The following is an 18,959-nucleotide window of genomic DNA, read 5'->3' on the forward strand; positions in this document are numbered from 1 at the left end:
TAGAATGGCCGCCTTGTCGTTGCCGAGCCTGCCATGAAAGCCGTATTGCCCCACGCCCAACTCGACTGGGATGACCAGGGACGCCCGCGTTCGCGGGTGTTCGATGACGTGTATTTTTCCGACAAATCAGGTCTGGATGAAACCCGTTATGTGTTCCTCGAACAAAACCGTCTGGCCGAGCGTTTTGCCGCGTTGCCGGCAAGCGGTCGTTTGGTTATTGGTGAAACCGGCTTCGGCACCGGGCTGAATTTTCTCTGTGCCTGGCAGTTGTTCGAGCAACACGCCATCGCCGGTGCGCGGCTGCATTTCGTCAGCGTCGAAAAATATCCGCTGAGCCCGGCAGACTTGCAGCGGGCCTTGGCCTTGTGGCCGGAACTCAAGCCGCTGGCCGATCAGTTGCTGCGCCATTACGTGGCGATCCATGCCGGTTTTCAGCGCATCACTCTGGCCAACGGCCGCGTGACGCTGACGCTGTTGATCGGCGATGCACTGGAGCAACTGCCGCAGCTCGATGCGCAGATCGACGCGTGGTTTCTCGACGGTTTCGCCCCGGCGAAAAACCCCGACATGTGGACTGCCGAACTGTTTGTCGAACTGGCGCGACTGGCAGCGCCCGGCTCGACCATCAGCACTTTCACCAGCACCGGTTGGGTACGACGTTTGCTCAACGCTGCCGGGTTCAAAATGAAGCGCACGCCGGGCATCGGCCACAAGTGGGAAATTCTGCGTGGCGAGTTTCTTGGCTGGCCGCAGGAGGTTGCGCCGCCAGCGCCGGACAAGCCGTGGTTTGCTCGCCCTGCGCCGATCGCCGCTGAGCGTCGTGCGCTGGTGATCGGCGCTGGTCTGGCCGGATGTGCCACGGCGTCGAGTCTGGCGGCTCGCGGCTGGCAAGTGACGTTGCTCGAACGCCATGCAGCCGTGGCGCAAGAAGCCTCGGGCAATCCCCAGGGCGTGCTGTACCTGAAACTGTCCGCCCACGGCACGGCGTTGTCACAACTGATTGTCAGCGGTTTCGGTTACACCCGACGCCTGCTGGAAACCCTGCAACGCGGCACCGACTGGGACGACTGCGGCGTGCTGCAACTGGCATTCAATGCCAAGGAAGCCGAGCGCCACGCGCAATTGGCGCAAGCCTTCCCGGAAGATCTGTTGCAATGGCTTGATCAGCCCGCGGCGCAGGCCCGCGCCGGTGTTGGTCTGGAGCATGGCGGCTTGTTCTACCCCGAAGGTGGCTGGGTGCATCCGCCCGCGCTCTGTCAGGCGCAAGCGGCGCAGCCAAACATCGAACTGCTCAGTCATCGCGACGTGCTGGAAATACGCAAGGTCGATGATCAGTGGCAAGCCTTCGACGGCGAATGCCTACTCGCCAGTGCCCCCGTAGTCGTGTTGGCCGGTGCTGCCGAGATCAAGCGTTTTGCGCAAAGCGCCGAGCTGCCACTCAAGCGCATTCGTGGGCAGATCACCCGTTTGGCGCAGACCGAACAGAGTCAGGTATTGGCCACAGTCGTCTGCGCTGAAGGCTACGTCGCTCCTGCACGATTGGGCGAACACACCCTCGGTGCCAGTTTCGACTTCAATAGTGACGACCTCACCCCGACCACCGCCGAACACCAGGGCAATCTGGCAATGCTTGCAGAGATCTCCGCTGATCTGGTCGCACGCCTGACCATCAGCGAGCAGGATGTCGACAACCTTCAGGGGCGCGCCGCGTTCCGCTGCACCAGCCCGGACTACCTGCCGATCGTCGGTCCGCTGGCCGACCGCAGCGCTTTCATCCAGGCATACGCGGTACTGAGCAAGGATGCCCGGCAAGTGCCGGACATCGCCTGCCCCTGGCTCGACGGTTTATACGTCAACAGCGGTCACGGCTCGCGCGGTCTGATCACCGCGCCGCTGTCCGGCGAATTGCTCGCCGCGTGGCTGAACGATGAACCGTTGCCCCTGCCCAGAAGCGTGGCCGAGGCCTGCCACCCCAACCGTTTTGCGTTGCGTCAGTTGATACGCGGCCGGTAAGCCTTACGCATCGGGCATCGCACAGATGCCCAGATCCATCAGGCGTAACGCGTCCCCGGTCAGGCGCTCGAGCACCGCTTCCTCTGCCTGCTCCCGTTCGAGTCCGATTGCCTCGACCTGGCTGCGAAAATCGGCCGAGGTCAGGCTCTGCGCTTGTTCGTATGCTGCATTCATCCGATCCGGGAAGATTTCATTGATGCTGGCGAATTGGCGGGGGAACGTGCGCTTGAGGTAATCGCACCAGAACGGTTGACGCAGCATGAATCTCAGCCATTCGGATGACAGCTCAGCGGTGTCGACCATGTTCCTTGCCCGCTCCAGATCCGCCTGGCTCACTTTGGCCAGGACCGAAAATCGCATGTTGCGCGGTTGCCCCGGCAGGTCAAGCTGATCGGCAAGACCGATGCGAAAAGCGAGGTTGACTTCCAGTGGATCGACGGTCGGGTTCTTGCGCACGTGGTCTTGAGCGATCTGGTTCAGCTTGTCCAGCCTGAACAGGCCCCGACCGAGCTGGAGCAAAGGTCTGGCCGTGATAATGCGGCCACCCGCAAGGTTGGTCAGCTTGTCGACTTCCACCGCGACCTCGAGATGGCTGAAGTTGAGCGCCGCCGAATCTGTACAGTTTATCGGGTTGGCCGCCTGGTTCAGCACTTGCTCGCACAAGACCGCATCGGACTCGGCGGCCTCGAGCACTGCCCACACCCGTCGGTGCATGTCGTGACTGACCTTCTCCGAATCCGCCGTGTTGCCGAGTTCGGACAACAACTGGAACAAACCCTCAGCCTTGGGTTCATCCTTGAAGGCTGTCCAGATGCGATTTCGCCGCCCCCACTCCGCGCCGGCGCCTTCCTTGAACCACAGCGCACGCGCCTTCTGTTCGTCGAGACGGGCGATATCATTTTCCAGATAGCCCATACCGATGCCGACGTTGTTTCGATAATCGGCCAGGTGCGTGCTGCTTGCCAGCGACAAGGGATTACCTCGCAAGTTGACGGCGCGGCTAAAACCTCTGGAGGTTTTGAACAACCAGTCCGGCAAATCCCTGATGTTGTTATCACGCAGATCCACCCAGTCCAGAACGGGCAATCGCGCCAGGCCTTTGGGCAATTCGGTAGCCTGTGTCTCGCGCAGGGACAGCGTGCACAGATCCAGCATCTTGCTCACGTCCAGGGTCGCCCCCAACGGATTACCGTTCAGATTCAAGAGTTGCAGCGTGCGCAAGTTGCCCAACTTCGCCAGGGTGTGTTCGGTCAGCTTGATCTGGTTGCCCGCGAGGCTCAACCGGGACAGATGGGGCAGGTGCGACAATACCTCGGGCAAGCGGGTGAGTTTGTTGCTGTCGAGTTCCAGAGACTCGACTTGCTTGAATGACTTGAGGAAATAAACAAGATCGTCATCCTGGTCCATGTTCTTCAGCGACAAATGCTTTACATGGTCGAAGTTCAGCCCTGAAGGCAAAGTCGGCAATTTTCCCACACGCATCCCGTCAAGATTCAGCGCGTAGACGGATTTGCCACTTGCATCGTTCACCGTGAAAAGTCGTCGGAACCCATCCTCTATCTGCTCAGCCGTCGACTTGCGACTTTGCCGTACTTCTCGCACATCGCCACCGAGCGCCTTCATCGCGACTCGATCCTCACTCCAGACGTCCAGTACGTCGCGCAGTTGCTCGCGCTCACGGCGCAACGCTTTTACCCGGATCGCGCGGGTCAGCGCGTCGGTGCCCAACCCATCGATAAATTCGCTGGCCTGGGCCTCGGAAAAGCGCGGATAGAGTTTTCTCACCTTGCCCAGTAGCGCCCGCGGATGAGCGGTCGCGGTCGATGCATGATCAGCTTGAATACACGCGACTTCGGCGGCCGGCGCCGCAAATTTGCCATCGGTCAATAGACGGGCACTGGCCTCACGATCATCCAGCGCAACCTGCAGCAGTTGTTTACGCAGCCGCGCACTGTCAGCGCTGACCGGATCGGCAAAACCGGCAGCGTTACGCTGGCGCGGCGGGAGTGCCTTGAGGATGGCGGCATAGAGGTCGTCGGGACCCGCGGCCACGCGACCGAGGGATTTACCGTCGCCGGCGAACACTGCATAACCGCCACCGGACTTGACCAGCGTGCACGTGTTCAACGGTGTCGCCGACTCACTGCCGATGGCCTCCAGCACTGGCCCGGTCAGCGTCTTGTCACGCAGCACAAGACGCAGTCCGGCGTCCCAGCCACTCAATCCCTGTAGTAACCCGATAGTCAGTTTTTCGCTGTCGGCATTGGCGACCTGCGGCATGTGCAGCCCGCTCAGCGCACGATCAAGACGCACCTGGGCAGTGGCGTTGCGGACTTTCTGTGCGAGGCGCAAAGGCACCCGCCCGGTCGAGCGCAAATGGATGCGCTCGACACTCGGCGCCTGATCGATCAAACGCTGGGCATAGCGCGCAGGGATGTCTGCAAAGACGCTGCGCAACTTCTTCACCTCGTCAGTATCGCTCTGGTCATAACGTTGATACATCCGCTCGAAAACCGAACGACGATCCGCTTTCAAAGTCGCACCCAGATTTCTCGCCAGCGCCTGCCTTTCGCTGTCGGCATTGGGCCTGGTCCCCAGCAACGTATCGACTTCTTTCTGATAGAGGCCATCGATCACCGTTTGAAGTAATTGACCGCTATCCAACTGGTCCTGGCTGACAACCACGCTGAGGGTGTCATCGGCAATGCGGGTGGCCGGATACCTGGCCGTGACGTTGGCGTCGTCATCGATGACCTCAATATAACGATCAGTCGGCCAGCCCGGCAGTTTCGGCAGACCGTGCAGTTGTTCCTGCAACGGCTGGCCAGAATGCGTTTCACCTTTTTCCAACTCACGGATAAGTTGGCGCAGCCGGCGTCCGATGCGCAGCCGCTCCACGCTGTCGCGCAGCCGCACCGGCAGCGCCAGATTGTCGCTAAAGGCGCGGTACAACTCATCGTGGGTGACACCACTCAGTCGGCGCACAATGTCGATATCGCTGTCGACGAATTCACTCAGATGCGGGTCCATGCGCTTGAGGGTATAGGCCGCGCTGTTCCACTGTGCAGGATCTTCAGCGGCAAATCGCCAGCCGCCCTCGACATGTCGCTCAAGCTCGGGGACATAGGCTTGCAAGCGCTGGGGATGGGCCAGGCGCCAGCGATGGGTCTGCGTATCGATGGCCCCGGAAACGATTCGATGATCGACGCGACCGACGATGCTGCCGCTGATCTCGTATAACTCTTCGGAGTCAGCGGCGACCGTAAACCCCACAGGCAGCCGATGCTCATAGCTCGTAAGATCAGGCTTCCACAACCGCGGTTTGCCAAGCGCATTGGTGACAGCACTGAACTGCCCGAAAAACTCCGGATGACCAAGGACCAGTTTGCGGCCAAGCGTCCCTACCACCTTCTGTCCGGCGCCAAAAGCCGCCATCAAGGCAATATTTTCCGCCACGCTCAACAGGTGTGAAAACGCCTGCTGGTGGTCGCCGCGACGCCAGTCCTCGACACCCTCGTATACCTCCGCCAACAGTTGTCCGACCGCGACGCCCATCATCAATTGCCCCACGACCGGCACAAAAAACCCGGCCACCGAGGCAATCGTCACACCCATCTGAAGAAAATCGAGCAGGCGTTTCTGGCGCACGTCTTCATCGATGTCAGCAGTCGGCACCGCGAGTTTGCGGGCGTCGAGTTGCAGTTTGCCGACGTGGCTCTGCACCATGAATTCGAACAGTGGCACGGTGATCGGCAACTGCCTGATGTGCCCCAGATCCGCCGTATCGGCGAAGGTCTTGAAGAAGTCCGCCTTGTCATCTTCGTCGATGCTGTTGGCGAAATAGTCCTTGTAGCTTTTCACCTTCAATTGCTGCGTGAGGTACTGCTTGAACGCGGTAAAGCTCGGGTATTCGTACAAGGGCCTTTCGGGCTCGTTGGCCATGTACACCAGGCACCATTGATCCGGATACAACTCGAACGAGCGGGCGGAAAACACCACCACGCCCCAGATACAGCTGTCGAGTATCTCGACGCCTTGCATGATCAACGGGCGTTGCTGGTATTGCAGGATTTTCGCTGACACCACGCCATCAGCGGCAATCAGGCTTTGGATCGTCTGCACACCTGCCGGTGTGATGTGTTGCCTGAGCCCGGCCAGATGCATGTCCAGTTGCAGCAGGTGTTTTTTCATCGTCGCAATGTCGCGGGTCATCGCGCTGGTCGCTACGACTTCACCGGCGCTGTCCTTGAGGCCGAACACTGCCTGGAAATGTTCCTGATAGCGCTTTCCCAGATCCAGTTCGCGACAGAACCTGGCGAACGACGCCGGGGTCAACCCAGGCACGCCTGACGGCCTACTGGCCACGCGCACAAGGCTGCCGACGGGATAGTCGTCAGCTTCCTCGTCCTCACTGAAGTTCTGCATCGCCGCTTGCAATAACGTCTGGGTGGCATGCGGAACCGTTTCAATCGCCTCGCCATCGGTGGAAGTCGGCGGGCAACCGCAATCGGGGCCCGGCAGACTCAACAGGTCTTTCTCGACGTCGAATACCGCTGACCACTTGCTGCTCAGCGCACGGGTCAACTCGGTTTTGCAGAACGTGTTCAAAGGCGTGAGCCGCAGCAGGTCCTTGTCGACCTGCAGTTGAGAGATGTGCAAGTCTCGCGCGGTTTGATCGAGCGCAACCAAGGTGGCGGCCGAACTCTTGAGCAGCATGTCAGGCAGGCTCTTTTGCAATGCCTCGGCGCTGTCCAGATCGCCGGTGGCTTCGAGCAAGGCGCTGAGAATCCCGTTCTGAGTCAGCGCCGGCGATACGGATTTTTTCTGTGTAGTGATCATCGGCAATAGTCCTTTATTGCAGGTTTGAGGTTTAACCGTACCAATACAAAGTCAAATAAAACACTTTTAACTGATATTTTTCGCCAGTATCAAAACCGGCATATTTCGCCGTTGACAGTGCGGTATCCATTTATATCCAGCATTCAAAATACTGCTAAACCCGACCGGCAAACCATTGAATAATGGCGTTATTCCTGAGCAACACTTGCGCCTACCATGGAAGTTCAATTCAAGGAACGAGTTTACTGACATGCTCCCATCGGCAACGGATACACCCGTCAATATCAAACACCTGCACACTGCAAAAACAATTGAACATTACCTGTCGGAAAAACTGGTAAATGCAGATAAAAGGAAAATCACCGAGCATCGAGAAACTCTTGAACAGGCACATCCCTACCAGGTTTTTTTCGACAACTTGTTAGCCCCGCTTAAAACCCCAGACGACTTCTGCAGGCAACGACTTCAGGAGGCATTGCAAAATAAATACAACAGTCAGCTCAATCCCCAGGACTTGATCAGACTCCAGCCCCGGCATTCCGCGAGCAAGGCGATGCCTCTCTACACCTTGCTCGACGCTGCAATGTTGAACTTCACCGACATCGAAACAGCAGCGCATTATTTTTCCGACGATAGCGAGACACTCACTGACGCTCAAGACATACCAACCGAGGGCTCCACGAACACCAGGATTGGCGCCCGCCAATTCGCTGCATTGAGCCGCATGCTTGATCTTGGAGTGCAGTATCAAAACTACATATCGCGAACTTTCAACGTGTCTTCAGTCAAATTGAATGCTCTGCGCCTGGCAAAACTCAACATGAAGTTGGCGGCCTATAGCAAATACTTCAGCAATGACATCCATCAATCCCTGTGGTTCATGCTGAAAAACCTGAGCCGCGGATCGGCAGATATTGCCAACGGGGATAATTTTAACAATGCACCCCTCCAGTTGTATTCGGTACAACTGTTTGACAAGTATCTTGTAGACGCGGTTTTAATTACCTGTCGCCTGACAGATCAATCAACCCAGGACCGCTACCTGCTATATGTACCTAATGATACGGGCCCCGGTTTTTACCTCAACCCTGACGAAGACAACTGCAAAATCACCCTGGCGGCCAAGCTGCTCGGGCAATCCTCATTGCGCAAACTGTTCGCCTCACGACTGCCCAAAACAGATCAGAATGGGTTTCTGACAAGTCACTTGTCTTCCATCTCGTTTATTGACGACATTACGTTTCACCCGTTAAAGCAGCGGTTGTTCGAATACATCGCCAGTCGGCATCTGGATACATTTCTCGCCGATGCCAGGCAGTGCGCCGTTCCCGTAGCGGACATCAGCAGCTCAAACCATCAACAGCGGCGAGAGCCCACTGAGCTTCAACAACGCCGAATGCTCTGCGAATCACTGACTGACGATTTCAGCAAGCGTCTGCGCACCTGCGCAACGGATGCGCTTATAAGCGAAGTGTTTACCGGCGTAGAAGGCTGGACGTCCGCTGAAAAGTTGCATGCGATCCATCAACTGTTGGATCTCAAGGAAAAGTCATCCTTGGCCGGTGATGTTGAGCCAACGGCAGCCTTATAACTTATCGTTCTAAAACTCCATTTCCCGAGGCGGGTCAGTTTCTGAGTACCCGCCATTTTGGCGAGGTAGCGTTTGACCCCTCCCCAACGGAAAAACCGGTAAGGACTTTATGTGCGGATTAGCTGGCGAGTTACGTTTTGATCAACAACCTGCAGACCTTGCAGCGATCGAGAGAATCACCCATCACCTGGCCCCTCGCGGCCCCGACGCGTGGGGCTTCCATGCCCAAGGGCCGATTGCCCTGGGTCATCGTCGCCTGAAAATCATGGACCTGTCGGATGGCTCGGCGCAGCCGATGATCGACAGCCAACTCGGCCTGTCGCTGGCCTTCAACGGCGCGATCTACAACTTCCCGGAACTGCGTGCCGAACTCGAAGCGCTGGGCTACGCGTTCTATTCCGGTGGCGACACCGAGGTGCTGCTCAAGGGCTACCACGCCTGGGGCGAAGCGCTGCTGCCGAAACTCAACGGCATGTTCGCCTTTGCCATTTGGGAACGCGACGCGCAACGCCTGTTCATTGCCCGCGACCGTCTCGGCGTGAAGCCGTTGTACCTGTCGCGCACCGGCCAACGCCTGCGCTTTGCTTCGGCATTGCCGGCGCTGCTCAAGGGCGGCGACATCAACCCGATCCTTGATCCGGTGGCGCTCAATCATTACCTGAATTTCCATGCCGTGGTCCCGGCGCCGCGCACCCTGCTGGCCGGCATCGAAAAACTGCCACCGGCGACCTGGATGCGCGTTGAAGCCGATGGCCGCACCGAGCAGAAAACCTGGTGGACCCTGCCCTACGGCCCGCACGAAGACGAGAAAAACCTGAAGCTGGAAGACTGGGTCGACCGCGTCCTCGACAGCACCCGCGAAGCGGTGGCGATTCGTCAACGTGCGGCGGTGGATGTCGGCGTGCTGCTCTCCGGCGGCGTCGATTCGAGCATGCTCGTCGGCCTGTTGCGTGAAGTCGGCGTGGAGAACCTGTCGACCTTCTCCATCGGTTTCCAGGATGCCGGCGGTGAGCGCGGTGACGAGTTTCAGTATTCCGATCTGATCGCCAAACACTACGGCACGCAGCACCATCAGTTGCGCATCGACGAGAAAGAGATCATCGAGCAACTGCCCGCCGCATTCCGTGCGATGAGCGAACCGATGGTCAGCCATGACTGCATCGCTTTCTATCTGCTTTCCCGTGAAGTGGCCAAACACTGCAAGGTTGTGCAGAGCGGCCAGGGCGCTGATGAGCTGTTCGCCGGTTATCACTGGTACCCGCAAGTCGACGGCGCGGCCGATCCTTACGCGGCCTATCGCAACGCGTTTTTCGACCGCAGCTACGACGACTACGCCGCCACCGTGCAGCCGCAATGGCTGACTGCGCATGACGCTGCCGGCGACTTCGTCAAGGAACATTTCGCCCAACCCGGCGCTGATGCTGCCGTCGACAAAGCGCTGCGTCTGGACAGCACGGTGATGCTGGTCGACGACCCGGTCAAACGCGTCGACAACATGACCATGGCCTGGGGACTTGAGGCGCGTACGCCGTTTCTCGACTATCGACTGGTTGAGCTCTCGGCGCGTGTGCCGGGCCAATTCAAGCTGCCCGATGGCGGCAAACAAGTGCTCAAAGAAGCCGCGCGCCGGGTCATCCCGAGTGAAGTGATCGACCGCAAAAAAGGCTATTTCCCGGTCCCGGGCCTCAAGCATTTGCAGGGCGATACGCTGAACTGGGTGCGCGAACTGCTGCTTGATCCGAGTCAGGATCGCGGCCTGTTCAACCCGGCCATGCTCGACAAATTGCTGACCGATCCGCAAGGCCAGTTGACGCCGTTGCGCGGTTCGAAGCTGTGGCAACTGGCAGCTCTGAATCTGTGGCTCAGTGAACAAGGAATCTGATCGATGAAACCCCACGCCACGGCCATCAACCAACGGCTGCTACGCGGTCAGACACCGTCCTATGAACGCTTGCAGGCACGTCTGGCCGAAGACGGCAGCACGCTGGCCGCCGACCCGATTGCGCTGCATTGCGGCTGGGGCCGGTTGCTGATCGGCCACACCTTTCCCGATCCGGCATCGCTGGCTCAAGAGTTGCTGAAAGAGCAACCCGGTGAGCGCGACATCGCATTGTACGTCGCTGCGCCGCAGCAGATTCTCGGTCTGGAGCCGACGCAATTGTTCCTTGACCCATCCGACACCTTGCGCCTGTGGTTCAGCGATTACCGGCAGGCCACCCGAGTGTTTCGTGGTTTTCGTATCCGCCGTGCACAGAGTGAGGCGGACTGGCAGGCGATCAATCTGTTGTATCAGGCACGCGGCATGTTGCCGATCGATGCCACGCGGCTGACTCCGCATCATCAGGGCGGCCCGGTGTACTGGCTGGCCGAGGACGAAGACAGCGGCGCAGTGATCGGCAGCGTCATGGGTCTGAATCATCACAAGGCTTTCAACGACCCGGAAAACGGCAGCAGCCTGTGGTGCCTCGCGGTTGATCCGCAATGCTCGCGGCCGGGGGTTGGCGAAGTGCTGGTGCGGCACTTGATCGAGCACTTCATGAGTCGCGGCTTGAGCTATCTGGATCTGTCGGTGTTGCACGACAACCGCCAGGCGAAAAACCTTTACGCCAAGCTCGGTTTCCGCAACCTGTCGACCTTTGCCATCAAGCGCAAGAACGGCATCAATCAGCCGCTGTTTCTCGGCCCCGGCCCGGAGGCACAGTTCAATCCGTATGCGCGGATCATCGTTGAAGAAGCCCATCGGCGCGGTATCGACGTGCAGGTCGACGATGCCGACGCAGGGCTGTTCACCCTCAGCCATGGTGGCCGTCGCGTGCGTTGCCGAGAATCGCTGAGCGACCTGACCAGCGCGATCAGCATGAGCCTGTGCCAGGACAAAAGCCTGACGCACAAGGTGCTGAAAGGCGCCGGTTTGAATCTGCCGTCGCAGCAACTGGCCGGAAATGCCGACGACAATCTGGCCTTTCTCGATGAACATCAACGGGTGGTGGTGAAACCGCTCGACGGCGAACAAGGCCAAGGCGTGGCCGTGGATTTGCAGAGCATCGAAGAGGTGCAGCAGGCCATCGAAACGGCGAAGCAATTTGATAGCCGCGTGCTGCTCGAAAGCTTCCACGAAGGCCTCGATCTGCGGATTCTGGTGATTGGCTTTGAAGTGGTCGCGGCGGCGATTCGCAAACCGGCAGAAGTAGTCGGCGATGGTCAGCATTCGGTAGGCGCATTGATCGAGGCGCAGAGCCGTCGGCGGCAAGCGGCCACCAGCGGCGAAAGCAAGATTCCACTGGATCACGAAACCCAGCGCACTTTGCATGCGGCGGGTTATGACTACAGCAGCATTCTGCCAGCCGGCGAGCATCTGTTTGTGCGCCGTACGGCGAATTTGCACACTGGCGGCACGCTGGAAGATGTCACAGCGATTCTGCACCCGACGTTGGTCGATGCCGCGGTAAGGGCGGCGCGGGCGCTGGATATTCCAATGGTCGGCCTCGACTTGATGGTGCCGGCGGCGGATCAGCCTGAGTACGTGTTTATCGAGGCCAACGAACGCGCCGGGTTGGCCAATCATGAACCGCAGCCGACGGCGGAGCGGTTTGTCGACTTGTTGTTTCCGCATAGTCAGCCGGTTGTTTCTTGAATCCGCTTTGTCTGGGCTGACGCCTTCGCGAGCAAGCTCGCTCCCACATTTGGAATGCATTCCCCTGTGGGAGCGACGGTGCGACGATTCGACCTGCTCGCGAAGAGGCCCTTAAATCCACCACCCATATTTCCTCATCGAAACCATCGGTGTGCTCAACCCATCAGGAGTTTCCATGACCACGCAAATCCCCGAACCGGATCTCAACTACCTGCAAAAAGTCCTGCTGGAAATGCTCGCCATTCCCAGCCCTACCGGGTTCACCGACACCATCGTGCGCTACGTCGCCGAGCGTCTGGAAGAACTCGGCATCCCGTTCGAAATGACCCGGCGCGGGACCATTCGCGCCACACTCAAAGGCAAGAAAAACAGCCCCGACCGCGCCGTTTCCGCGCACCTGGATACCATCGGCGCCGCCGTTCGTGCGATCAAGGACAACGGGCGCCTGACCCTCGCCCCGGTCGGCTGCTGGTCGAGCCGTTTCGCCGAGGGCAGCCGCGTCAGCCTGTTTACCGACAACGGCGTGATTCGCGGCAGTGTCTTGCCGCTAATGGCCTCCGGGCACGCGTTCAACACTGCCGTCGATGAAATGCCGATCAGTTGGGACCACGTCGAACTGCGCCTGGACGCCTATTGCGCGACCAAGGCCGATTGCGATTCCCTGGGTATCAGCATCGGCGACGTGGTCGCGTTCGACCCGCTGCCGGAGTTCACCGAAAGCGGCCACATCAGCGCCCGTCACCTCGATGACAAGGCCGGGGTTGCGGCACTGCTCGCGGCACTTAAAGCCATCGTCGACAGTGGTCAGGAACTGATGATCGACTGCCACCCGCTGTTCACCATCACCGAGGAAACCGGCAGCGGCGCGGCGGCGGCATTGCCTTGGGACGTCAGTGAATTTGTCGGCATCGACATCGCGCCGGTCGCACCGGGGCAGCATTCCAGCGAACACGCGGTGAGTGTGGCGATGCAGGATTCCGGCGGCCCTTACGACTATCACTTGTCGCGACATTTGCTGCGTCTGGCCGGTGAAAATGAACTGCCGGTGCGCCGTGACCTGTTCCGCTATTACTTCAGCGATGCGCATTCAGCGGTGACGGCGGGCCACGATATCCGCACGGCCCTGCTGGCTTTTGGTTGTGATGCGACCCATGGTTATGAGCGTACGCACATCGACAGCCTGGCGGCACTCAGTCGCTTGCTGGGGGCTTACATCTTGAGTCCGCCGGTATTTGCCAGTGATGCAGCGCCGGCGAATGCCTCGCTCGATCGCTTCAGTCATCAGATTGAACATGACACGCAGATGGAGAGCGATACGCGGGTGCCGTCGGTGGACAGTCTGGTGGGGCAGCGATCCGACAGTTAAATCTTTGTTGGCAGAACCATCGCCTTCGCGAGCAGGCTCGCTCCCACAGGGAACCCATTTCCAAGTGTGGGAGCGACGGTGCGACGATTCGACCTGCTCGCGAAGGGGCCAGATCAAGCAACACAAAACTGGCAGGCAACCAGCAATCGCCGTAGCATCCCGCCATTGATTCAGCCGAGGTGCCCATGCTCATTCCTTACGACGCTCTTGAAGTCGACACCCTCACCCGCCTCATCGAAGATTTCGTCACCCGCGACGGCACCGACAATGGCGATGACACGCCGCTGGAAACCCGCGTACTGCGCGTGCGTCAGGCATTGACCAAAGGCCAGGCGCTGATCGTCTTCGACCCGGAAAGCGAGCAGTGCCAGTTGATGCTCAAGCACGATGTGCCCAAGCATCTGTTCGACTGAAAATCCTCAGCGGAGCTTTTCGGTGGCCTGCTTGCGCTTGATCCGGTCATAGACCTCGGCGCGGTGCACGTTGACCTTCTGTGGCGCCTCGACGCCAAAACGCACGCTGGAACCGTTCACTGACAGAACGCGCAAGGTGATGTCGTCACCGATTGAAATCAACTCACCAACGACACGGCTGAGTACAAGCATGAGATTCGTCCTTCAGGGTTAGCGAACCCTGAAGATGCGCGGCTTGCGGCAGCTCTACAATGCACGGCGAACAAATCAGTTTTGCCTTACACCCATACTCGCATCGAGCCGTCAGACGTTTCCGACAAATAGCCGTCAGGCCGCAGAAAAGCGCGGGCCGAACAGAATCACGCTGGCGCCGATCACGCACAACGCCACGCCGATCCAGTCAGATCCCAATGGGCGCACCCGCTCGACTACCATCAGCCAGCCAATCGACGCAACGATGTAGATCCCGCCATATGCGGCATAGGCACGTCCGGCGTAGTTGGCTTCAACGCGGGTCAACAACAGTGCGAACAAGGTCAGACTGAGCAGCGCAGGAATCACCCACAACGCACTTTTACCCTGACGCAGCCACATGAAGAAGGCGAAACAACCGGCGATTTCAAACAGCGCCGCGAGGAAAAACCACAAGTAATTGAGCATTGACGCGTCTCGACAGGGTGACCATTGCGGCCACCCTAACGACGCCGTCTGCAACGGGCAAGGTCAGCCGTTGTTCTGTTTGGCTTTGGCGCGCATTTTTTCCGCCATGGAAGTCATTTCGTTGTAGAGCAGTTGCGGGTTCTTCTGCTTGATTGCCCAGGCCATGCGGCCTTGTTCGTGGGGCAGGATCATGAATTCGCCGGCCGCTACTTGCTGATAAATGTAGTCGGCGATATCCGCCGCGGTGATCGGCGAACTTTCCAGCAACTTGCCGACCTGCGCTTTCATCGCCGGCGTCGGGCCACGGAAAGAGTCGAGCAGATTGGTCTGGAAGAATGACGGACAGACCACATGCACGCCGACTTCCTGTTGCGCCAGTTCAATCAACAGACTTTCCGAAAGCGCCACCACGCCAGCCTTGGCCACGTTGTAATTACTCATCGCCGGGCCTTGCATCAGTGCGGCCATGGAGGCGATGTTGATGATTTTGCCTTTGCTTTGCTCAAGCAGCGGCAGAAACGCTTTGCAGCCCTTGACCACGCCCATCAGGTTGATCGCGATCTGCCAGTCCCAGTCTTCCAGCGACAGCTCGCTGAAGAAACCGCCCGACGCAACACCGGCGTTGTTGACGATGATGTCGATGCCACCGAGCTTCTCTTCGCAGGCTTGGGCGAATGCGGTGAGCTGGCTGTAATCACGCACATCGCAGCGCTGAGTGAAACCGTCACCGCCCGCTTCGCGGACCATTTTCAGGGTTTCCTGCAGGCCGGGTTCGCTGACATCGGACAAGGCCAGTTGCCAGCCTTCACGCGCCCAGCGCAGCGCGATTTCGCGACCCAGGCCCGAGCCCGCACCAGTGATCATCATGCGATTTTGCATAGCACACAGCCTTGTTGTTCCGGGGAAGATGCGCCGAGTGTAGCGAAGGATCGGCGCGCGCCCACGCTCCATCAGAGTGCTGAATGGTGAGGGCAAACCGTGGCGCGTTGGATTCCCGGAAATGGTCTGAGTTCTGAACTAGACGAGAGGAAAAAAGGAAATAAGTCTGCGATCCAAATACATTAAAAAAACATTGAATTTTCTTTCACGCGCACCGGTCGGAATTTGTAAGCCGTCTGGAATTACTTAGTCTCCAGTCGCCCTGGAATACCAAGACTTCTCGAACACTATCAACAAGGAAATCGACATGGGCACAATTCTAATCATTATCCTGATCCTGTTGCTGATCGGTGGTCTGCCGGTCTTCCCGCACTCCAGAAGTTGGGGTTACGGTCCATCGGGCATTATCGGCGTGGTGTTGGTGGTGCTGTTGGTCCTGCTGTTACTCGGTCGGATATAACGATTCAAGCGCAAAAAAAAGAGGCCCTGTTCAGGGCCTCTTTTTTATTGCGCGGATTTTATTCTCGGCAAGCGATCAATCCGGCTTGCCGTGAATCACGCCAGCGGTGTTATCCATCAGGCTTTTGGTCGCCGTTTGCAGGAACGCTTCGAGTTTGAGCTTCAACTCGGCGGTGCGCGGTGCATTTGGAATGACTTCGGCGTGCGGGTTGGCACCTAGCTGGTACTGCCACATCTTCGGCCCCATGTCTTTGTCTCTCGGCAACACCAGAATCTGGTCGGCCGTGACGATGGCGGTGGTCTGCTCACTGCCCGATGGCTTGATCACACCGAAACCGGTGTCGCCTTCCGGCAGGTTGAGCAAGTCACGGCCCCAGCACTGATGACGCACTTCGCCACCGAGACGGCCCATGATGGTCGGCACGATGTCGATCTGCGTGCCGACAGTGTGGTCACGGGTACCGAACTTCTCCTGAATGCCCGGCGCAATCATCAGCATCGGCACGTTGAAGCGGCCCAGGTCCATTTCGGTAATCTGGCGCTCGTTGCCGAAACCGTGGTCGCCGACGATGACGAACAGGGTTTCCTTGAAGTACGGCTCTTTGCGCGCCTTCTCGAAGAACTGACCCAGTGCCCAGTCGGAGTAGCGCATGGCGGTCAGGTGCTCGTTGAGCGAGCCGCGATCGGTTACGCGCTCGACCGGCAATGGCGTCGGCAAGGCGTATGGCGTGTGGTTGGACAGGGTTTGCAGCAGCGCGTAGAACGGTTTGCCGTTCTCGCGTGCTTTCAGCTCCTGCAGGCCACGGTCGAACATGTCCTGGTCGGACACGCCCCAGGTCGGATCGGAGAACACCGGGTTGACGAAGTCGTTACGGCCAACGAAGTTGGTCATGCCCTGGTTGCTGAAGAAGCCCGACTGGTTGTCCCAGGCGAAGTCGCCGTTGTAGACGTACACGTCGTCGTAGTCACGGGCGCTGAGCACCTGCGGCAGACCGGACAGCTTGTGGCTGCCTTCCGGGGTCTGCATCAGGTATTCGAAACCTGGCAGGTTGGGGAAGCAGGCCATGGTCGCGAACATGCCCTGGTGGGTGTGCGTACCGTTGGAGAAGAAGCGGTCGAACAGCAGGCCTTCCTTCGACAGTTTGTCCAGGTATGGCGTGATGTTGCCTGGCGCGCCCAATGCACCGACCGAGTGACCGGCCATGCTTTCCATCAGGATCACCACGACGTTCTTGATCGGCAGGGTCTTGTCGGCCGGCGGCGTGTAATCACGGCGCACGGCGGCAATATCGGCATCGACCAGTTTGTCGTCAGGCATCAGCAGCATGTCACGCACGACTTTCTGCGCTTGCTCCTGCGGCAACGTGGCTTTCCAGATGTTGTCGCGATCTTCGCCCATGCGCGACTTGGCGGCCTCGATCAGCGACAGCGTGGCGTTGAGGCCGAGCTGGTTGGCGAAGTTGGAATCGGTGGTGTAGACGTCACCCCAACGCATTGGCGGGCCCTGACGCAGAGTGCCGCGAGCGGCGACCACGCAGATCAGCAGGCAGACCACGAACACCGCCAGACGGGTGTACCACGGCGCGACCTGACGGCTGCTGACGCTGCCGCCGCTGAAAGGCCCGCGCGGACGGGTGGCACGGTCGGCGCCTTTGAACGCCAGCGTCAGGATGACGGTGCCAATTGCCCACGCCAGCAAGTAGCGAACTACCGGAAAACCGTACCAGAGCATGCTCATCACGGTTTTCGGGTCTTCTTTCACGTACTGGAACACCAGACCATTGAGGCGCTGGTGGAACTCACGGTAGAAGTCCATCTCCATCAGGCCGAGGAACAGCGCAATGCTCGACGCGACCGTCAGCCACAGACGGAAGAAACCGCGCGCAGCCATGGCGCGCGCACTGAACAGTGCCAGCACCAGCGGAATGCACAGGTAAACCACCAGGCGCAGGTCGAAACGCAGGCCATTGGCGAAGGCTTCGAGGAAGGTCGAAGCCGGGGTATCGAGGATCATCTCGCGGTTGTAGACCAGCAGCGCGAGGCGCAGCACGGAAAACATCACCATCATGACCAGTGCACACAGCAGCGTGTAGGCCAGATGCGATTTGACGGTCGGTTGCAGCAGGCGAGCAGAAGATCGCTGCTGATTCAGGGCGTCCGGGTTTGCCATGTCGTTTTAGGACCCATTGGAAGTTGAAGTTGCAAAAATACAGCGGCGCCATGCCCTCTATTGGTCATTCCCGACCCCGGGGCTTGCGCAGTGCGCAAATGTTGCACGATCACCCGCACCATTGCCATTGATTACTGCCCCGCCGCCAGACACTTTCATTTGCAGCAGCGGGCAAACAGCGCGGGCGAATTGTCGGGAACACTTTGTGAAAATTTCGTGCAACGCATATCTGGAAACACAATATAGATACAAAACAAAACGCCCCGAATCGATCGGGGCGTTTGCCTGTACACGCGACTTTACTTCTCGGCGCGTTCTTTCAGAGCTTTCAAGGTATTGAACGGCGCATCGACGACAAACTTGTTGGCAACCATCGCCGGCACGCTGCCGCCTGGCTCGGTGTGCACTTGATAGGTCACTTCAACCTGGTCGCCCTTCGGTACGAACTTCCAGAAGCCTTTGACCTGCTGCACGCGGACAAAGCCTTTTTCTTCAGGAACGTACGTCGGCAGACCTTTGAGGTTGCGGGTCAGGCTGCCGTCGGCGCCTTCGACGGTGGTGACTTCGATCACCGAGTCACGCGGAGTTACCGGCCAAGGCGTATTGAACTGGCTATAGGTCCAGCTCTTGTCGCCTTCGTGCTTGAGCAGTTTCTGGGTCTTGCACTCGTGAATCCAGGCGCACGCGCCGGAGACGTCTTCCTGCAGTGCGCGCAGTTTGGCAACGGTGGTTTTCATCAGCGCAACGCCCTGATAGGACTTGTAGTCCGAACCCGGCACTTCACTCAGGGACACCTTGATGCCGTCCTCGTTCTTGGCGACTTTCCAGTCTTCAGCCTGAGCGACGGACGTGGCCAGCACAGCGGTCAAACCACACAACACAGCGATACGATGCAGCGAACCCATAGTCTTATTCCTTATTGTTGAAGTTCCGTT

At 58.8% G+C, this 18,959-nt stretch carries 13 protein-coding genes; 7 read left to right on the forward strand and 6 right to left on the reverse strand.

Going from position 1 to position 18,959, the window contains the following annotated elements:
* Positions 1-33: 33 nt before the first annotated feature.
* Positions 34-2,013: a bifunctional tRNA (5-methylaminomethyl-2-thiouridine)(34)-methyltransferase MnmD/FAD-dependent 5-carboxymethylaminomethyl-2-thiouridine(34) oxidoreductase MnmC gene (gene mnmC / locus ACW9IR_RS01365; protein WP_457461304.1), complete on the forward strand. Its 1,980-nt coding sequence runs from the start codon at positions 34-36 to the stop codon at positions 2,011-2,013.
* Positions 2,014-2,016: 3 nt separating this feature from the next.
* On the opposite strand, the gene ACW9IR_RS01370 is transcribed toward mnmC, so the two are convergent.
* Positions 2,017-6,852: an NEL-type E3 ubiquitin ligase domain-containing protein gene (locus tag ACW9IR_RS01370; protein WP_457461306.1), complete on the reverse strand. Its 4,836-nt coding sequence runs from the start codon at positions 6,850-6,852 to the stop codon at positions 2,017-2,019.
* A 250-nt stretch (positions 6,853-7,102) separates the two neighbouring features.
* Between ACW9IR_RS01370 and ACW9IR_RS01375 the strand changes: the two genes are divergently transcribed.
* From ACW9IR_RS01375 to ACW9IR_RS01395, 5 genes are all read left to right on the forward strand, one after another.
* Positions 7,103-8,443, forward strand: coding sequence for a dermonecrotic toxin domain-containing protein (locus ACW9IR_RS01375; RefSeq protein ID WP_457461308.1), 1,341 nt, complete (start codon positions 7,103-7,105; stop codon positions 8,441-8,443).
* Positions 8,444-8,552: 109 nt separating this feature from the next.
* Positions 8,553-10,325: an N-acetylglutaminylglutamine amidotransferase gene (locus tag ACW9IR_RS01380; protein ID WP_160058976.1), complete on the forward strand. Its 1,773-nt coding sequence runs from the start codon at positions 8,553-8,555 to the stop codon at positions 10,323-10,325.
* A gap of 3 nt (positions 10,326-10,328) precedes the next feature.
* Positions 10,329-12,077, forward strand: a complete 1,749-nt coding sequence (gene ngg, locus ACW9IR_RS01385) for an N-acetylglutaminylglutamine synthetase (RefSeq protein ID WP_457461310.1) — start codon at positions 10,329-10,331, stop codon at positions 12,075-12,077.
* A 175-nt stretch (positions 12,078-12,252) separates the two neighbouring features.
* On the forward strand, positions 12,253-13,443 hold the full coding sequence (locus ACW9IR_RS01390; RefSeq protein ID WP_077574040.1) for an osmoprotectant NAGGN system M42 family peptidase: 1,191 nt from the start codon (positions 12,253-12,255) through the stop codon (positions 13,441-13,443).
* Between the two features lie 185 nt (positions 13,444-13,628).
* Positions 13,629-13,856: a YheU family protein gene (locus ACW9IR_RS01395; protein WP_003192759.1), complete on the forward strand. Its 228-nt coding sequence runs from the start codon at positions 13,629-13,631 to the stop codon at positions 13,854-13,856.
* A gap of 6 nt (positions 13,857-13,862) precedes the next feature.
* Here ACW9IR_RS01395 and csrA read toward each other — a convergent pair whose 3' ends face one another.
* The 3 genes from csrA to ACW9IR_RS01410 all read right to left on the reverse strand — a co-directional run bounded on the left by csrA (position 13,863) and on the right by ACW9IR_RS01410 (position 15,395).
* Positions 13,863-14,048, reverse strand: coding sequence for a carbon storage regulator CsrA (gene csrA, locus ACW9IR_RS01400; RefSeq protein WP_095120541.1), 186 nt, complete (start codon positions 14,046-14,048; stop codon positions 13,863-13,865).
* Between the two features lie 135 nt (positions 14,049-14,183).
* Positions 14,184-14,516 (reverse strand): YnfA family protein, encoded by a 333-nt coding sequence (locus ACW9IR_RS01405; protein WP_008088571.1) that lies wholly within the window; start codon positions 14,514-14,516, stop codon positions 14,184-14,186.
* Between the two features lie 63 nt (positions 14,517-14,579).
* The gene (locus tag ACW9IR_RS01410; RefSeq protein WP_095120542.1) at positions 14,580-15,395 is read right to left on the reverse strand and encodes an SDR family oxidoreductase; all 816 of its coding nucleotides are present in this window, start codon (positions 15,393-15,395) and stop codon (positions 14,580-14,582) included.
* 301 nt (positions 15,396-15,696) lie between these two features.
* Between ACW9IR_RS01410 and ACW9IR_RS01415 the strand changes: the two genes are divergently transcribed.
* Positions 15,697-15,855, forward strand: a complete 159-nt coding sequence (locus ACW9IR_RS01415; protein ID WP_169432680.1) for a DUF3309 family protein — start codon at positions 15,697-15,699, stop codon at positions 15,853-15,855.
* 75 nt (positions 15,856-15,930) lie between these two features.
* Here ACW9IR_RS01415 and ACW9IR_RS01420 read toward each other — a convergent pair whose 3' ends face one another.
* Together ACW9IR_RS01420 and ACW9IR_RS01425 are read right to left on the reverse strand one after the other, a co-directional pair.
* Positions 15,931-18,024 carry an LTA synthase family protein gene (locus ACW9IR_RS01420; protein ID WP_457461313.1) on the reverse strand — a complete coding sequence of 698 codons (2,094 nt, stop codon included), beginning with the start codon at positions 18,022-18,024 and terminating at the stop codon, positions 15,931-15,933.
* Positions 18,025-18,323: 299 nt separating this feature from the next.
* Positions 18,324-18,929 (reverse strand): START domain-containing protein, encoded by a 606-nt coding sequence (locus ACW9IR_RS01425; protein ID WP_038364418.1) that lies wholly within the window; start codon positions 18,927-18,929, stop codon positions 18,324-18,326.
* Between the last annotated feature and the right edge of the window lie 30 nt (positions 18,930-18,959).

Source organism: Pseudomonas sp. SDT291_1_S447, assembly GCF_054070155.1.

What these genes read in the sequence shown, in the direction of transcription:
- mnmC (WP_457461304.1), top strand. Translation starts at nt 34, where the DNA reads ATGAAAGCCGTATTGCCCCACGCCCAACTCGACTGGGATGACCAGGGA.
- ACW9IR_RS01370 (WP_457461306.1), bottom strand. Translation starts at nt 6,852, where the DNA reads ATGATCACTACACAGAAAAAATCCGTATCGCCGGCGCTGACTCAGAAC.
- ACW9IR_RS01375 (WP_457461308.1), top strand. Translation starts at nt 7,103, where the DNA reads ATGCTCCCATCGGCAACGGATACACCCGTCAATATCAAACACCTGCAC.
- ACW9IR_RS01380 (WP_160058976.1), top strand. Translation starts at nt 8,553, where the DNA reads ATGTGCGGATTAGCTGGCGAGTTACGTTTTGATCAACAACCTGCAGAC.
- ngg (WP_457461310.1), top strand. Translation starts at nt 10,329, where the DNA reads ATGAAACCCCACGCCACGGCCATCAACCAACGGCTGCTACGCGGTCAG.
- ACW9IR_RS01390 (WP_077574040.1), top strand. Translation starts at nt 12,253, where the DNA reads ATGACCACGCAAATCCCCGAACCGGATCTCAACTACCTGCAAAAAGTC.
- ACW9IR_RS01395 (WP_003192759.1), top strand. Translation starts at nt 13,629, where the DNA reads ATGCTCATTCCTTACGACGCTCTTGAAGTCGACACCCTCACCCGCCTC.
- csrA (WP_095120541.1), bottom strand. Translation starts at nt 14,048, where the DNA reads ATGCTTGTACTCAGCCGTGTCGTTGGTGAGTTGATTTCAATCGGTGAC.
- ACW9IR_RS01405 (WP_008088571.1), bottom strand. Translation starts at nt 14,516, where the DNA reads ATGCTCAATTACTTGTGGTTTTTCCTCGCGGCGCTGTTTGAAATCGCC.
- ACW9IR_RS01410 (WP_095120542.1), bottom strand. Translation starts at nt 15,395, where the DNA reads ATGCAAAATCGCATGATGATCACTGGTGCGGGCTCGGGCCTGGGTCGC.
- ACW9IR_RS01420 (WP_457461313.1), bottom strand. Translation starts at nt 18,024, where the DNA reads ATGGCAAACCCGGACGCCCTGAATCAGCAGCGATCTTCTGCTCGCCTG.
- ACW9IR_RS01425 (WP_038364418.1), bottom strand. Translation starts at nt 18,929, where the DNA reads ATGGGTTCGCTGCATCGTATCGCTGTGTTGTGTGGTTTGACCGCTGTG.